The sequence below is a fragment of the Aurantiacibacter rhizosphaerae genome (assembly GCF_009807005.1).
In the GTDB taxonomy this organism is placed as follows: domain Bacteria; phylum Pseudomonadota; class Alphaproteobacteria; order Sphingomonadales; family Sphingomonadaceae; genus Alteraurantiacibacter; species Alteraurantiacibacter rhizosphaerae.
Genome location: NZ_WUBR01000001.1, coordinates 779,104 through 793,182 on the forward strand (window position 1 = coordinate 779,104; position 14,079 = coordinate 793,182).

Below are 14,079 nucleotides of genomic sequence, written 5' to 3' on the forward strand. Positions count from 1 at the left end.
CCGATCCTGCTAGCGCTCGAGCAGTCGCTCTGCCATGACGGACACTAGCTTGCCTATACCAATGAACTGTGGGGCAAGGGCTAACGCAATTTCTTCGCTTGTGAATAATGAACGCTGCAATAGCGAAGAAAAGCCGACAGGCGTTGCTTCCGAAGCCCTTTTCCTCATACTGGGGCTCCACTTCTGCTTTCTGGATCAGAAGAGGGAATGGCAAAGCGCTGGCGCTTGCCTACGTCTTATCGCTACCGCCACCGACGAGCCAAGAGGAAGAGGACGCAAGGCCAGAATACCGTGTTCGCAATATCCCGGTATGGCTCGATGCGGTTTGTAGCCGGACCGTTTAGGAAATCGATCAGTTCGTTGAGGACAGCGAATGCGACGACGAGGGCCAAAGGGATCGGCGAGCGGAACTCTCTGCGCAGCACCAGCGAGGCCACCACGAAGATCAGCAGGCCTGCATGGACGTGCAGCAGCTCTTGGCTTGCGCCTGTCCAGGCCTCGATCCAACGCTTCGTCTCGCTGTAGAAGCCGGCAGCGCTTTCAAGGTATCCGGTCACGGTCATGGTTATTGCGACACCTCTAGCAATGCTTTCGCGACGCTATGGCGGGTCATTGCATCCGGCGCCACCCGCAATCGGGCGGCGGGCTTTCTGACTGCCTAAGAGAATGCGGAATTTACCAGAGTGCTTCGGTCATTTATCGCGATCGAGGATAACGGATTGTCCCACGATCACGACGCGCTGCCTCTGCGCCACGCCGCTACTGTGCATGCGGTTGAATTTCGGGCTACGCCGATACCGGGTGTCTTGGGGGGGACCCTTGCGCGACAACGTGGCATGACGCGCACTAGCATAGACCAGATTCGCAGCACCCATCTGACGAGGTGTACGACTAACTCGAAGGAAACCCCTGCTTATTTAACCTTACACTCGACGGTGATAATCGAACTGATTGCCAATTAAACACCAGCGCGAATATCGGCCAGCCTGCTCTCCCACGCCAGCGCGTGGGCCACAATCGCGTCAAGATCGGCATGCTGCGGTTGCCATGGCAAGGTCGCCATGATGCGTGAAGAGCCCGCGACCAGCGAATCGGGATCGCCCGCACGGCGCGGCCCCAGCACGCGGGTGATCTTGCGGCCCGTCAATCGGTCTACCGCATCCAGCACTTCCAAAACGGACAAGCCCCGGCCATAGCCGCAGTTCATCGTCATGCTGCGCTCGGGCTGCTGCATCAGTGCCTCAAGCGCCAGCAAGTGTGCTGCCGCCAAGTCGCTGACGTGGATATAGTCGCGCACACCGGTGCCATCCGGCGTGTCGTAGTCTGTGCCGAACACGCCCACGCTTTCGCGCTTCCCGAGCGCCGCCTCGACCGCGACCTTGATCAGGTGTGTCGCGCCGGTGGTGGACTGGCCGGTGCGCCCCTGCGGATCGGCACCCGCGACATTGAAATAGCGCAGCGCGCAATAGTTCAGGTCATGCGCCGCCGATGTGTCGGCCAGCATCTGCTCGGTCATGAGCTTTGACCAGCCATAGGGATTGATTGGCTGTCGTGGGTCCTCCTCATTAACCGGCGACACCGCCGGCGTGCCATAGGTCGCAGCCGTCGAGGAAAAGATGAAGTGCGGCACACCTGCCTCAACTGCCGCTTCGATCAGCACACGACTCTTGGCGGTGTTGTTATGGTAGTAACTGAGCGGGTTCTCGACGCTTTCAGGCACAATGATCGAGCCTGCAAAATGCATGATCGCGCGCGTTCCCTGCTCGGCGAACACGCGTTTTAAGAGATCTGCGTCGGCAATATCACCTTTGTAGAAGGGGACTTGCTCTGGGATCGCAAAAGAAAAGCCAGTCGATAAATTATCAATGACGGCGGCTGGCCATCCCGCGTCTTGCAAAGCAATGACCGCATGGCTGCCGATATAGCCCGCCCCGCCTGTCACGAGCACGGGAAGCTTCGAATTCATGGGAGTGCCCCCTTCTTCTTTTTGCGTTTGCCTAGTGGTGAATCGCCGCCGGCAACCCGGGTTAGGCCTCAACGTAATAGGCAGCCGCGCTTTCAACTTATCCTGTCATGGTTATTGCGATACCCTTGGCTAGGCATTCGCCAGGCTATGGAAGGTCTTTGTATCTGGCGCCACTGCCAATTTAGCGGCGGTTTTCTGACTGCCAAGCTAATGATCGTCGCTGCTGCGCGAGTTTGCCCTAGTCAATCTCCCGGAGCGTCTCGCGCGCCTGCCGCATCAGGTCCGTCAGCGCCTTGGAGGCCTCGCGCGAGAAGAGGGCTTGGGGCTCGAGGTGCGCAAGCGGACCCTCCTCACTCCCGCTTCCTAACAACCGTATTTGGACGCGCTGCTGCGTGGATTAAGAAAGGTAACTACGGCGACCACACAGTTGCTAACAGACGTCACTGGCTGGAATCTAATGCAGCGTAGGTGTCGGAGGACCAGATCAGATCGTAGCCTTGCATGGTAAAATCGATGGATATTGGTGAATCGAGGCGCCGTCTCTCGCCTTCTCGTAACGGTCGTCCTCAACCAGCAAGTTTGCGCCACCATTCCTCGTTATCGATATACCAGCGAAGCGTCTGTGCCATTCCATCCTCGAAAGTCCACGAGGGGACGTAGCCGAGTTCGTCCCGCGCCTTGGTCTCGTCGATGGCATAGCGCCGGTCATGGCCCTGGCGATCTTTGACGAACGTCTTGAGCGCATGGGTTGAACGACCCTTCGCAGCCGGGGCATCGGGGTAACGCTCGGCAAGACCGTCGATCTCCGCGAAAGCCCGATCAACTTCAGTGCAGATACGATCGATCACCGCCATGTTGGGCAATTCCTCGCCGCCGCCGATGTTATAGGTTTCGCCCGGTGTGCCCTTGTCCAGACATGCCTCGATACCGCGGCAATGATCTTCCACATGCAGCCAGTCGCGCACGTTCATGCCATCGCCATAAATCGGCAGGTTGCGTCCATGCAGTGCGTTCAGCAGAAATAGCGGGATGAGCTTTTCGGGGTACTGGTAAGGCCCATAATTGTTCGAACAATTGCTGGTCGTGACTTCAAGCCCGTAGGTGTGGTGATAGGCGCGCACGAGATGGTCTGACGATGCCTTTGATGCCGAATAGGGCGAGTTCGGCTGGTACGGCGTGGTTTCGCTGAAGGCCGGGTCTTCCGGGCCGAGCGAGCCATAGACCTCGTCCGTCGAGATATGGTGGAAGCGGTGCGACCTGCCGCTGCCTTCGTCCAGCCACACCTTGCGCGCTGCCCTTAGCAGGCTGTTGGTGCCAAGGATATTGGTATCGATAAAGGCGTCCGGTCCGCTGATCGAGCGATCGACGTGGCTTTCTGCGGCGAAGTGCACGATCGTGTCGATCTCACGTTCGCTAAGCAGTTTTTCCACCAGCGCGGTATCGCGGATATCGCCCACGACCAGCTCCGCCTGCTGCGCACCGGCGATGGTGGATTCATTGCCGGCATAGGTCAGGCAATCGAGTACGATCAGGGCGTCTTCGGGGTGCCGTTGCGCCCAGTAGTGGACGAAATTGCCGCCGATGAACCCGGCGCCCCCGGTGACGAGCAGATTAGCCAAGGGAAGCTTCCTCTTTCAGCATTTTGCGCAGGTTCGTGCGCCAGTGAGTGTAACCATCGTCCAGCAGATCGCGGGTCTTGCTGCAATCCAGCAGCGAGAAGGCGGGGCGGCTGGCGGGCGTGGGATAGGCGGATGTCGGCACGGGCGTGATGGGGATCGCGTCCTGCAGCAGACCCAAGGCCAGTGCCTCCTCCTGTATCGCGACGGCAAAGTCATACCAGCTGGCAACGCCTGCATCGCTGTGGTGGAAGGTGCCGCTGGCGTCCTTTGCAACAAGGCCCCAGATGGTTTCGGCCAGGACCGGCGCCCAGGTGGGCGATCCGATCTGATCGGTCACCACGTTGAGCGCAGGCTTTTCTGCCATCAGCCGCAGCATGGTGCGCACGAAATTGGCGCCGCCTGCGGTATAGACCCACGCGGTGCGCACCAGGATATCGCCGCTGCGCAGGTGATCCTCGCCTTCGGCCTTGGTGCGCCCGTATACCGAAACGGGATTGCGCACATCCTTCGGCACATAGGCGCGCGGCGATGTGCCATCGAACACGAAATCGGTCGAGACATGCACCATCTTGCCAGTATGGGCGCCAGCCAGTGCGGCCACCGCACCGCTGTTGATGGCGCGCGCGGTTTCTTCGTCGTCCTCGGCCTTGTCCACGGCGGTGTAGGCGGCGGCATTAATGACGAGGTCGGGCGCCTCGGCCTGCACCAGTGACCGGATGGCGTCAGCGTCGGTAAGGTCGCATTCGTCGATATCGACAGGCACCAGCGTAGTGCCGGAAGGCGCAGAGGCGATCAATCCGCGGCCAAGCTGCCCCTTCGCGCCGGTAATCAGCACTTTCATGGGAATGCTTCCAGAACGGCCAGCGCGGTGCCTTCGCGGTCTTTTGCGGATAGCTGCACGTCCAGGCCTTCGAGGGGCCATTCGATGCCGACATCGGGATCGTCCCACGCCAGGCTATGCTCGTTCTGCGGCGCGTAGGGGGCATCGCATTTGTAGAGAAAGTCCGTGTCGTCCTCCAGCGTCAGGAAACCATGTGCGAAACCTTGCGGCACCCAGAACATGCGCTTGTTGGCAGCCGACAATTCCACGCCCACCCATTTCCCGAAATCTGGCGAGCTGCGGCGCAAATCCACCGCAACATCGAAAACAGAGCCGTTCACAACGCGCACAAGCTTGCCCTGCGGGCCGAGGTTCTGGAAATGCATCCCGCGCAGCACGCCCTTTTGCGAGCGCGAGTGGTTATCCTGCACGAAATCGATATCCAGCCCGGCCTCGGCGAATTTTGCCGCATTCCAGCTTTCCATGAAGAACCCGCGTTCATCGCCGAACACCTGCGGTTCGATGATCACAGGCCCATCGATTGCCGTCTTCACGATTTTCACAGCCGATTGCCTTCTGCCAGCAGCGCCATCAGATATTCGCCATAGCCCGATTTTCTCAGCGGCGCGGCAATCTCTTCCAGCCGTGCATGATCGATAAAGCCCTGGCGCCAGGCGATTTCCTCCGGGCAGCAGATCTTTAATCCCTGCCGTTCCTCGGTAATGCGCACATAGCTGGCGGCATCCAGCAGGGAGCCATGCGTGCCGGTATCCAGCCAGGCAAACCCGCGGCCCATGATTTCTACCGAAAGCTGCCCGTCATCCAGATACAGCCGGTTGAGATCGGTGATCTCCAGCTCGCCACGCGCAGATGGTTTCAGGTCACGAGCGCGGTCTACCACGGTGTTGTCATAAAAATAGAGACCCGTCACCGCGTAGTTGGACTTGGGCTGGGCAGGCTTTTCTTCCAGCGAACGAGCCTTCCCGTCGGCATCGAAGTCCACCACGCCATAGCTTTCGGGATTGTTGACGCGATAGGCAAACACACTCGCCCCGCTTTCCTGCGCGGTGGCGCTCGAAAGCAGGTCGGGCAGGCCGTGGCCGTAGAAAATGTTGTCACCCAAAACGAGCGCGCTAGGGGAATTGCCGACGAAATCCGCGCCGATATGAAAAGCTTGCGCCAGTCCATCGGGACTGGGCTGCGAGGCGTAGCTGAGCGAGACGCCGAAATCCGATCCATCGCCCAGCACGCGCTGGAACTGCTCCTGGTCTTCCGGCGTCGTGATGATCAGGATGTCGCGAATGCCTGCCATCATCAACGTCGACAAGGGATAGTAGATCATCGGCTTGTCGAACACCGGCATGAGCTGCTTTGAAACGCCGCGCGTGAGCGGATAAAGGCGTGTCCCGGATCCACCGGCGAGTATGATGCCTTTACGCGCAAAGTTCATTCAAGAATTCCTTGTTACAGCGCTGGCTTCAGGCCTGGGTTCCGGGCCTGAGTTCCGGGCCTTGGTTCCGGTTCTGGCAAGCGATCAGGGTGAAGCCGCAATCGCAAGTGCCATTCCACGGGTCAACATTGATCGTGCTGTCGGCGTTGAGAAATAGTTTCCTGATAGAGAATTCGGTGATGGCAATTAGGCCAGATGTCGGCCGTGATGCTGCGGGGAGATTACTGGAAATGTTGTAGGCCGCGCCCATCATGTACGGTGCAGCGGATTGATTTTCGAAATACGATGTTCGCGGCTAAAGTCGTCCGAAACCGGGGGCCTTGCGCGATAACACCAGTTGGCGCTCGAGCATCGAGCGTCGTCGCGCGCAAGGTCAACGAGCGGTCGTTCGCTGTTCCGCTCGAGGTTCCACTACCGCCAGGGGGAGAGCCGACCACACCCGCGTTTAGCAATCGGGAAAAAGGGCTGTGGGAAAAGATCCCGCACGCTCACCTCTGCTTGGCTGTCATGGACAGGTCGTCGATATCCCGTCTTCTATTCAGCTGGACCAGAATTCTGCTTGCTGGCGCCGAGGCGACGGTATCGGGTGGCGTCGTTGGAGGCGCGAACAAAACAGGTATCGATAATGCCATGGACGAAGTTGTTGACTACGCGGCGGCAACCTTCACGGAGTGAGTTATTCGGTTTTGTTAGCTCGCTAAAAGGCCCTCGCTCGTCCGCCCTCCAGGGCGGGCGAGCAAAGCAGGGGTTCCGCGCATAGCGGCGCCCTTTCTGATATCCGACGACTTGACCGGCACGGCGGGCAGGTGTTGGCTTGACTGATGACGACGATGTTCGATCTTGGCTACCGGGCAGCCGACTACAAATCGCAGCGGTCCAGCTACAGGGGAACAAGCCTGCAATCCTTTCACGCGACATTCCCCGACGAAGAAGCATGCCTGGCTCACGTCTTTCGAACCCGCTTCGGTGTGGCCCCCTCATGTCCTAAATGCTCGAGGGCGGGGAGGTGGTACCGCATCAAAGGAACGAAGCGCTTTCAGCATCCATGTGGGCAGAGCCTTTGGCCGCTCACAGGGACGATCTTCGAGCGGTCGAATATCCCTTTGCAGCTGTGGTTTTATGCCATGTTGCATTTTGCGAATTCTACTCGCGGCGTGCCAACGAGTTTCCTTGGTCGCCATCTCGGGTTGAGCCACAAGGCTGCCTACCGCATGGCGGATCGAATTCGCATGCACATGGCAGCGCTCGATTACGCGTCGCGGGTAGGGCAGCTGGACATGCCGGTCGAGGTCCGGATCGAGTATCTCGTAGGCATGCACACCACGCGCTATCCGGTTCGCGGCGCCGCCAAGGCGGTGCTGATTGGTGATGCAAGGAGCGTTTAGGCCACGATAATCGGGCGGGCAAGGCGTCATGTTCTGACACGGATCATCGCTGATAAGGTCACATCCGCAGCAGTGCCTGTCACTACCTGTGCATATACTCATAGCGTTCTCAGCGAATTCGGAGCGCGCCAACCTGCAGCCTCGCTTGTCGATGAATTCGTTGATCCATCGACCGGCACAAATCCCATCCGCAGTTTTTTAAATTATGCCAGGCGACCGATGCACGATGTCTATCGTCGCGTCGACTACAGCAATCTCTGGAAGTATCTCAAGGAAATGGAGTTTGGCTTTAACAGGCGGCTGCGATCCCATGAGACTTTTGCCGACCTTACCGGGGCTTTTCCCGATTTCTCGATCCCGCGCCGCGCAGAGATCGAGGCTTGGTCGTCACGCTCCAAAGCCCTCAACAGGTTGGCTCGTTGACTTCCGCAGGTACGAGCGTTGCGGAGTTCTTTGCGCGCTTCCCTGACGAGCAAGCATGCCTGACGCATGTATTCGAGACGAGGTTCGGTAACCACTCACCGTGCCTATACTGCGGCGTAGTCGGCGGGTGGACACAGATCAAGGGAACGAAGAAGTACCTGCATCGCTGTCGGCGTCATGTTTCCGTCCTCGAAGGGACAGCATTTTATCGCTCAAATCTGTCGCTTATGGCATGGTTTTACGCGCTATTGCTGTTTGCCAATTCGTCGACTGGTATGCGCTCTAGCTATTTGCGCCGTCATCTCGGGATTGGCGTCAAGAGTGCGCACCGAATGGGCAACGTAATTCGGACCCACATGGCGGCATTCGAACCGCATCGAATGGTAGGCGGCCCTGACAAAATTGTTCATATCGATGAGGCGATCATGAGACATGTCGTCGGCGGCGTCCGGCAAACGCCGCATATTGTCATGGGTATGGCGTGCGAACACGAAGTTCTGACTGGGATTCTGCCTGACAGGACATTGACCACTGTCACCGCAGCAATTGCCAAACATGTGCGACCGGGATCCGTCCTCGTAACCGATTGTCACCTCGCCTACAGCGGACTGAAGCGAGATGGTTGGGAGCACATTCCTGTCAACCACTCGCGCGCATTTCATAACTTCGCCGGGATGACGAACAATCCGATCGAAGCCTATTGGAGCGTTCTAAAGCGCACCTTGCGATTGTACGGGAAGGTCGCCCCCGATAATCTCTGGCGCTTTCTCGCTGAAATACAGTTTCGGTACAATCGCCGCAAATCGAAAAACTCGCTGTTCCTCGAACTCGTAAGCGCCTTTCCGCTGATCGCTCCGGAACAGGTCGAGTCCCAGGAGCGAAACTTTAATTGGTCAAACTTTCAGTGAAGCGAACCTTCTCCAAGAGGGTAGATCTTTGCTCAAATTGCTTGGGGCAGACAGCAGCAGACGAACAAAATCGCTCAACTGTGCAGGTTGACGTGACCCCCTGATTTTTCTCCAGTCTCGATTAGAGTCCGGCCCTGATAAAGGACGGGCCAGATGAAGAGAACGAGGTTAACCGAAGACCAGATCATTGGCGTACTGAAGGAGGCCGAGGCGGGAGCGAAGACCGCTGACCTGGCCCGGCGGCACGGCGTGTCGGAAGCGACGATCTACAACTGGAGTTCGAAGTATCCATCGATCCCTGGTCGCAGGGTGGTGCTTAATCAAGACGAGCTGATCGCCCAGCGCGGCAAGCCCGGGATCATCGTCAGCGATAATGGTACCGAGCTAACCAGCGATGCCGTGCTGGCATGGTGCTGGGAGATCGGCGTGGAGTGGCATTACATCGTGCCGGGCAAGCCGATGCAAAACGGCTTTTGCGAGAGCTTCAACGACCGGATGCGCGACGAGCTGCTCAATGAGACGCTGTTCCTTAGCCTTACTCATGCCCGCGTCGAGATCGCAGCTTGGTTTGAAGATTACAACCGGGAAAGACCGCACTCGGCCCTTGGCTACGCAACCCCGGCGGCGTTCGCCGCCGAACTGAATAAGCAATGGCCCGCTTCGCTACGCCCTACGGGCTCCGCTGCGCAGCCCATTGCTTCAACCGCGCTCATGCGCAAAACAAAAGCTCGGCTCTAATCCCAGCTGGAGGAAAGCTGGGGGTCATGTCAATGTGCCTCGGGTAGGTATAATTTTTTCGCAGCCCAATTTGGGAATACGACGCTAACCACCTCGATCAGCTCAGCTCTTGAGAAATACGCGTTGAAGCCGTCTGATGTCGAGATCGAGATAACAGAGACCGTCGTGTTGCGGTCCGACGACCAAATATTGAAGACGCTAAAGGCGCTGCGCGAGTCTGGCGTAAATATTGCACTTGATGATTTCGGCACCGGCTTCGCCTCACTATCCACATTGTCGCAATTGCCGGTGACCCGCCTTAAGATAGATAAGGCGTTCGTGGCAGATCTCGGAGTGAGGCCGCAAGGAAGCGCCATCGTCTCGGCCGTTGTTTCACTTGCGCAAGGTCTCAATCTCGAAGTTGTTGCCGAGGGGGTGGAGACTGAGGAGCAGCGACTGCGTCTGATGGCTCTTGGCTGCCATGAAGGGCAAGGGTTCTTGTTCGGGAAACCTGCAAAACCCTCCGACTTGCTCGAAAATCGAAGATCGGCAGCATAAAACGCATGTGAGTTAGCTATATAACTCTGTTGTAGACCAAGAGCGGCGAGGCAGCTTTCGACCCCGTTGCTGACACGAAATACATGGCCGCTTTACGCCCAATTTCAGCCAACCATTTCAACCTAGTAACAATACGGCTTCGCTCCAGACACAGCTAGAACCACTGCGGAGCAGATCACCCCGCAGGCAATATTGCTCGTGCGGCCACTCTTATCGGTCGGCGGAATTTCTTCATATGTTCCCCATACCTCTATGGCTCCGCAGTCCCTGCAAGACAGGCGCGGAACGCTGCCAGCGCGCCTTCCACATCACGGGTGGCACAGAGCATTTTCTCTCTCCGGGCAACATTTCAGAAGTAGCCGAGATGGGTCTGCAATTTCCTTGCGCAGTCGTGATCTGACATTCGCGTCTCCGGTACCGATCCTTGCGGTAAAATCGTCTGCAGTTTGACAATCTTTGCACGTGCAATATTAGGACGGATATGGATGTAACTGCAAACGAAGACGAGCAGATTAGTACAGACGAGCATCACGAAAAGTGGCGCCAGAAGGTCGAGGCCTGGCTTGCGGTTTGCGCTGATCCGTCCGGTCCCGAAGATGCCTCCGACCACTTGCGCTATTTCAAAACACTGCTTGCGAGCTCACCGCCATCGGTGGCGAAAGTCTTCCATTCAACCCAAACAGACAGACGGATCGATTCCCTGCTTTTGCAAAATGCGCTAGAATCCGCAGCAGCGCAGTTGCTGGCCGAAGTTCCACATGGATTTATGATTTCACGGCCTGTTGCTGGCCCCGCAATCTGCACGATCGTGCTGCCCGGTCTGAGTGACGAATTCACGTACGAGAGCAGCAATGAGGCATTAGCCTTCGTTGGAGCCCTAGCCAAAGCCACGATAAAGCTTGCTCATGGCGAAAACCGACCTGCCGAACTCGCCAAGAAGCAAGTCCGGCACTGAGACGCGCAGAACCTCTCTCAGTTCTTTAGCTCGATACTGGTGTGCGGCTTGCCTCTCCTTCCCTCGATCGCATTGTCGAGATTATCGAAGCCATGGTTTGCAGCACGCAGATCGGCCGCCATGCAATGCGACATTTGCATCACACCATCTGTCGTGAGGCTGACGAATTGAACGCGATTATCGGTCGTGCACGGTTCGGATGATACGAGGCCGCTCTCCTGCAGGACCGAGAAATAGCGCGTCGCCGTGCTTGTCGGGACGCCTGCCGCGATAAGCACTTGGGACTTGCGTGCGCGCTGTTCCTCCACCTTTTTCACGAACAGATAGAGAAGCATGTCCCAGCACGGTTCGCCGAAGAGCGACCGTGCAAATGTATTTAGGCGCCGTTGGCGATCGGTGAATTCCTTTGCAGCGCGAGCCCCCAGTGCTTGCAATGAGGCATATTCATATGTGACGACCTTGCTGGCTCGCAATGTGTATTTATTTTCCAGCTCATCGGCCATTGACAGCATTTCATGAGCCATGCAGCGCAATCGGCTTGCGCGCCCGAAGTTTTCGTCATTAGTCACAATTTGCGCCCCTGTTTCAAACTAAAAGTACCATCAGTGCTGACGATGAGGTGATCGACGATCTCAAGATCCAGAGCGCCGGCAATCTCCACGAATTTCTCTGTGGAAGTGCGGTCCGCCTGGCTTGGTGTGCAGTCTCCCGATGGGTGGTTGTGCGCGATGAGTAGTTTGCTCGCGCCGAGGTCCAGCGCCCGGTGAACGAGGTGCCTGATCCTCAGCAGCAGCCCTGAAGAGGAGCCACGCGCAACGGTTTCGGAGGATAGATACATATTCGCGCGATCAAGAAAGACTGCGTGCATCCGCTCTTCGACGGGATTATTGAGCTTGCTGCGTAGGTGCTCGTGCAGGCCGACGTCGTCCGGCTGCACCTCGCAGCCTACAAGCTTCTCGTTCCCAGCAAACTTCATCAGGTTGCGCGCAGCGCAGATCTTGGTCGCCGCGGTACTAAAGTCCGCGAGTGTGACCTCAAGAGCTTCAGGCGACGCTTCCAGCGCGCGCGCGATCGTACCGAACCGAGCTATCAGATGGCCAGCGACATCCTCGGCCTCAACGCCGATGAGTGGACTTAGGTGATCCGCCAAGGCGCGCTGGGAAAGCCGCGGCTCTTCCGGCGCAGGAGAGCCCTGATACCGAACGCGAAAGCCAACATCTGCAAATAGGAAGGCAGCCGCACCAGAACCCAATAGGCGAGCGGGGCCATCTCTTGGAGAACGCCGCGCTGGAAGTGCATAGCCATCGCTATCAGTTGTGCGGCGAGTATCCATAACGGGTAAATCCTGTTCGCTCGCATTGCGATCGGGGTGAAAGCTGCAAACATCAGGCAATCGAGGATCAGCAGCGGAACTTCTATGCCCTGTGAAGGACTGAAAGCATTGATCTGCCGATATAAAATCTGGAACGCGATTGCCGCGATGAAGATGAAGCCGATCAGCCTTTCAGGAGCTTCGCCGCGAAACCACGCGATCAGTGCTAGCGCGGCGAAGATTCCGTATTGCAGATGGTGCCTGTGTTCGATGAGCAGCATTTCCATCTTTGCCAGCTAGCACATGGATGCCTGCCCACGGAACGCTGTTTATGCAGCTGTCTTGACGGCTCCGATGTACTTTTCGGTCGGGCAGCGCGTGCCATCATCGGGAACCGCTGTGATCCGGGTGAAATCGTCCCGCAGCGACTTATGAGCCTTCGCGATGTCGGCTTGCGCCTCTACGAGCTTTGACATTGCGGACTGCACGCGCATCACGGCGGTCATGCCTTCGTAAGGCGCGACATCCGTCTGCGTGCGAACGTCCATCATGCTCTGCATGAGCGTAGCGTGGGCGTGGAGCGTCTGGTTGGCGAGGTCTTCCGCAGCGGCCAGATTGGCGGCAACGCGGCGGCCGGCGTGTTCAACATGCATGGACATTATAATTCTCCTCCACCCGCCGCTCCCTGGCAGATGATGCGATCCTAAATCGGAGGCGGAGAACCTTTAGGCCAGATTGCCGAGCGCATCCGCTACTGCGAGCAGGACCAGCAACAAGATTGCCATCCCTATCGCAGCGCCAACGACATATGCCCAGCGGGCTGGCGCGGCGTGTTCACCGTCGAGCACCTCCGGGACCAGCCTTTCCTCACGCCGCGCCCTCCAAGGAGGTGTGGCGTCAAGGGTGAAACCATCCGAGAAATTCAACTCAGTTTCAGGCCGGTTCCGAGGCATCGAATTGCGAAATCCGTCGGTATTGGGGAGATCGAAATTCTTCCATGTAAGTTTTTCCCCATCAGGCGCCCTTGAAAAATCGCGATTTTTTTCAAAAACTTTAACAGTATGGCTAGAGGGGCTGCCGGAAAACTCTTCGCGTGCAAGTCGGGCCAACTCATTCTTCGTAATACCGCCGAACTTCTGACGTAGCGCTTCAATGCGCTTGGTCGCAGCCGATTCGGAAATGGTCAGGCGCGCGGCGATCTCTTTGGCAGTAAAACCCTCGGCAAGCAGTCTCGCCGTAGCGGTCTGCTTTTCGGTCAAACCTGCAAAGTGCGCAGTATCATTCTGAAAGCTGGACATGGGTATCCCATAGCCCAAGCGTCCACACTCTGCCAATCGGAGAATACGCGCTGTTACGAGGCTCGCAAGGCATCCAGAGCACTAGATAGGTGAGCTGCGGCCCGGCTTTCGCCAGCCAGATCCAGATCGGCCAAGAGATCTTCTGCCCGCGCGACCAAATCCACCTTCACCGGTTTGCGACTGTCAGTTTCCGGCCCGCGCACAATACCCTCCGTTCAACAAAGCCTTTTGATAAGCTTAGGAGAAAGCACGTTCCAAACCAAGCAAGCTAATCTAACGGTGACTTTGTTCTGTCGTGTTTCTCAATCGCTTTGACTTTCAGCAATGTCAACTGCTGTGTTGCAATGCAGCAGAGGGGCAATCCCGTACCACACTTTGATTATTATCCCAGCGAGCTATCTATTTAGCCTGACCAGCTTCGATCATGAGGCATGAAACATTAACGCCATCGGCATAGACCGCTGCCAGCGTACGACCGTAGACGTCTTCTTCCTACCCCATGCCAGACACTCGAATGGAATGTAGCGCGCCGGCGAACTTATTCGCGAAAGTGCCTTGCTATAGAGCGCGAGGCCTTGGCTAAACTTGCCTTCGCGGCAGGCCCTTTGTCAGCCAATGATGGAGGGGTTCAGCGATATTAACTATTTTGCCGTAATTCTTGGATCTCA

General features: G+C 57.4%; 17 protein-coding genes and 3 pseudogenes. 7 read left to right on the plus strand and 13 right to left on the minus strand.

From position 1 onward, the window contains the following. Window positions 1–242: 242 nt before the first annotated feature. The 7 genes from GRF63_RS03630 to GRF63_RS03660 form a co-directional block, all read right to left on the minus strand. Entirely contained in the window at window positions 243–563 is a 321-nt protein-coding gene (locus GRF63_RS03630; RefSeq protein WP_160484610.1) for a hypothetical protein, read from the minus strand. 395 nt (window positions 564–958) lie between these two features. After that, complete coding sequence (gene galE / locus GRF63_RS03635; protein WP_160484611.1) at window positions 959–1,966, minus strand: UDP-glucose 4-epimerase GalE; 1,008 nt, start codon at window positions 1,964–1,966, stop codon at window positions 959–961. Between the two features lie 566 nt (window positions 1,967–2,532). Next, window positions 2,533–3,585: a dTDP-glucose 4,6-dehydratase gene (gene rfbB / locus GRF63_RS03640; RefSeq protein WP_160484612.1), complete on the minus strand. Its 1,053-nt coding sequence runs from the start codon at window positions 3,583–3,585 to the stop codon at window positions 2,533–2,535. Continuing rightward, a complete protein-coding gene (rfbD, locus tag GRF63_RS03645; protein ID WP_160484613.1) occupies window positions 3,578–4,426 on the minus strand; it encodes a dTDP-4-dehydrorhamnose reductase in 849 nt (282 codons plus the stop codon). The genes rfbB and rfbD overlap by 8 nt, the downstream gene beginning before the upstream one ends. Beyond that, a complete protein-coding gene (rfbC, locus tag GRF63_RS03650; protein WP_160484614.1) occupies window positions 4,423–4,968 on the minus strand; it encodes a dTDP-4-dehydrorhamnose 3,5-epimerase in 546 nt (181 codons plus the stop codon). The genes rfbD and rfbC overlap by 4 nt, the downstream gene beginning before the upstream one ends. Next, the gene (gene rfbA, locus GRF63_RS03655; protein WP_160484615.1) at window positions 4,965–5,855 is read right to left on the minus strand and encodes a glucose-1-phosphate thymidylyltransferase RfbA; all 891 of its coding nucleotides are present in this window, start codon (window positions 5,853–5,855) and stop codon (window positions 4,965–4,967) included. Before rfbA ends, rfbC begins: the two co-directional genes overlap by 4 nt. Window positions 5,856–5,883: 28 nt before the next feature. Next, window positions 5,884–6,108 (minus strand): hypothetical protein, encoded by a 225-nt coding sequence (locus GRF63_RS03660; protein WP_160484616.1) that lies wholly within the window; start codon window positions 6,106–6,108, stop codon window positions 5,884–5,886. Between the two features lie 568 nt (window positions 6,109–6,676). Between GRF63_RS03660 and GRF63_RS03665 the strand changes: the two genes are divergently transcribed. From GRF63_RS03665 to GRF63_RS03690, 7 genes and pseudogenes are all read left to right on the plus strand, one after another. Further along, window positions 6,677–7,240 (plus strand): transposase, encoded by a 564-nt coding sequence (locus tag GRF63_RS03665; RefSeq protein WP_160484617.1) that lies wholly within the window; start codon window positions 6,677–6,679, stop codon window positions 7,238–7,240. A gap of 219 nt (window positions 7,241–7,459) precedes the next feature. Continuing rightward, window positions 7,460–7,663: a hypothetical protein gene (locus tag GRF63_RS03670; RefSeq protein WP_160484618.1), complete on the plus strand. Its 204-nt coding sequence runs from the start codon at window positions 7,460–7,462 to the stop codon at window positions 7,661–7,663. Next, window positions 7,660–8,571 carry an IS1595 family transposase gene (locus GRF63_RS03675; RefSeq protein WP_272914655.1) on the plus strand — a complete coding sequence of 304 codons (912 nt, stop codon included), beginning with the start codon at window positions 7,660–7,662 and terminating at the stop codon, window positions 8,569–8,571. The genes GRF63_RS03670 and GRF63_RS03675 overlap by 4 nt, the downstream gene beginning before the upstream one ends. Window positions 8,572–8,724: 153 nt before the next feature. Continuing rightward, window positions 8,725–8,847 (plus strand): annotated as a pseudogene (locus GRF63_RS16800) (transposase); the annotation flags it as partial. Window positions 8,848–8,862: 15 nt separating this feature from the next. After that, window positions 8,863–9,309 (plus strand): annotated as a pseudogene (locus tag GRF63_RS03680) (integrase core domain-containing protein); the annotation flags it as partial. 6 nt (window positions 9,310–9,315) lie between these two features. Then, window positions 9,316–9,846, plus strand: coding sequence for an EAL domain-containing protein (locus tag GRF63_RS03685; RefSeq protein WP_160485364.1), 531 nt, complete (start codon window positions 9,316–9,318; stop codon window positions 9,844–9,846). Window positions 9,847–10,327: 481 nt separating this feature from the next. Further along, window positions 10,328–10,801, plus strand: coding sequence for a hypothetical protein (locus GRF63_RS03690; protein ID WP_160484621.1), 474 nt, complete (start codon window positions 10,328–10,330; stop codon window positions 10,799–10,801). Window positions 10,802–10,818: 17 nt separating this feature from the next. Here GRF63_RS03690 and GRF63_RS03695 read toward each other — a convergent pair whose 3' ends face one another. From GRF63_RS03695 to GRF63_RS16805, 6 genes and pseudogenes are all read right to left on the minus strand, one after another. After that, complete coding sequence (locus tag GRF63_RS03695; RefSeq protein ID WP_160484622.1) at window positions 10,819–11,370, minus strand: helix-turn-helix domain-containing protein; 552 nt, start codon at window positions 11,368–11,370, stop codon at window positions 10,819–10,821. Further along, window positions 11,367–11,951 (minus strand): JAB domain-containing protein, encoded by a 585-nt coding sequence (locus GRF63_RS03700; protein ID WP_160484623.1) that lies wholly within the window; start codon window positions 11,949–11,951, stop codon window positions 11,367–11,369. Before GRF63_RS03700 ends, GRF63_RS03695 begins: the two co-directional genes overlap by 4 nt. Next, entirely contained in the window at window positions 11,936–12,400 is a 465-nt protein-coding gene (locus tag GRF63_RS03705; protein ID WP_160484624.1) for a hypothetical protein, read from the minus strand. Before GRF63_RS03705 ends, GRF63_RS03700 begins: the two co-directional genes overlap by 16 nt. A 42-nt stretch (window positions 12,401–12,442) precedes the next feature. After that, window positions 12,443–12,772 (minus strand): hypothetical protein, encoded by a 330-nt coding sequence (locus GRF63_RS03710; protein WP_160484625.1) that lies wholly within the window; start codon window positions 12,770–12,772, stop codon window positions 12,443–12,445. A gap of 66 nt (window positions 12,773–12,838) precedes the next feature. Further along, a complete protein-coding gene (locus GRF63_RS03715) occupies window positions 12,839–13,411 on the minus strand; it encodes a response regulator transcription factor (protein ID WP_160484626.1) in 573 nt (190 codons plus the stop codon). Window positions 13,412–13,810: 399 nt separating this feature from the next. Beyond that, window positions 13,811–13,888: pseudogene (locus GRF63_RS16805) on the minus strand (thermonuclease family protein); the annotation flags it as partial. Window positions 13,889–14,079: the final 191 nt, after the last annotated feature.

Bases quoted from the DNA above. Each gene is read 5' to 3' on its own strand.
- GRF63_RS03630 (WP_160484610.1), bottom strand. From the start codon at position 563: ATGACCGTGACCGGATACCTTGAAAGCGCTGCCGGCTTCTACAGCGAG.
- galE (WP_160484611.1), bottom strand. From the start codon at position 1,966: ATGAATTCGAAGCTTCCCGTGCTCGTGACAGGCGGGGCGGGCTATATC.
- rfbD (WP_160484613.1), bottom strand. From the start codon at position 4,426: ATGAAAGTGCTGATTACCGGCGCGAAGGGGCAGCTTGGCCGCGGATTG.
- rfbA (WP_160484615.1), bottom strand. From the start codon at position 5,855: ATGAACTTTGCGCGTAAAGGCATCATACTCGCCGGTGGATCCGGGACA.
- GRF63_RS03660 (WP_160484616.1), bottom strand. From the start codon at position 6,108: ATGATGGGCGCGGCCTACAACATTTCCAGTAATCTCCCCGCAGCATCA.
- GRF63_RS03665 (WP_160484617.1), top strand. From the start codon at position 6,677: ATGACGACGATGTTCGATCTTGGCTACCGGGCAGCCGACTACAAATCG.
- GRF63_RS03670 (WP_160484618.1), top strand. From the start codon at position 7,460: ATGCACGATGTCTATCGTCGCGTCGACTACAGCAATCTCTGGAAGTAT.
- GRF63_RS03690 (WP_160484621.1), top strand. From the start codon at position 10,328: ATGGATGTAACTGCAAACGAAGACGAGCAGATTAGTACAGACGAGCAT.
- GRF63_RS03705 (WP_160484624.1), bottom strand. From the start codon at position 12,400: ATGGAAATGCTGCTCATCGAACACAGGCACCATCTGCAATACGGAATC.
- GRF63_RS03710 (WP_160484625.1), bottom strand. From the start codon at position 12,772: ATGTCCATGCATGTTGAACACGCCGGCCGCCGCGTTGCCGCCAATCTG.
- GRF63_RS03715 (WP_160484626.1), bottom strand. From the start codon at position 13,411: ATGTCCAGCTTTCAGAATGATACTGCGCACTTTGCAGGTTTGACCGAA.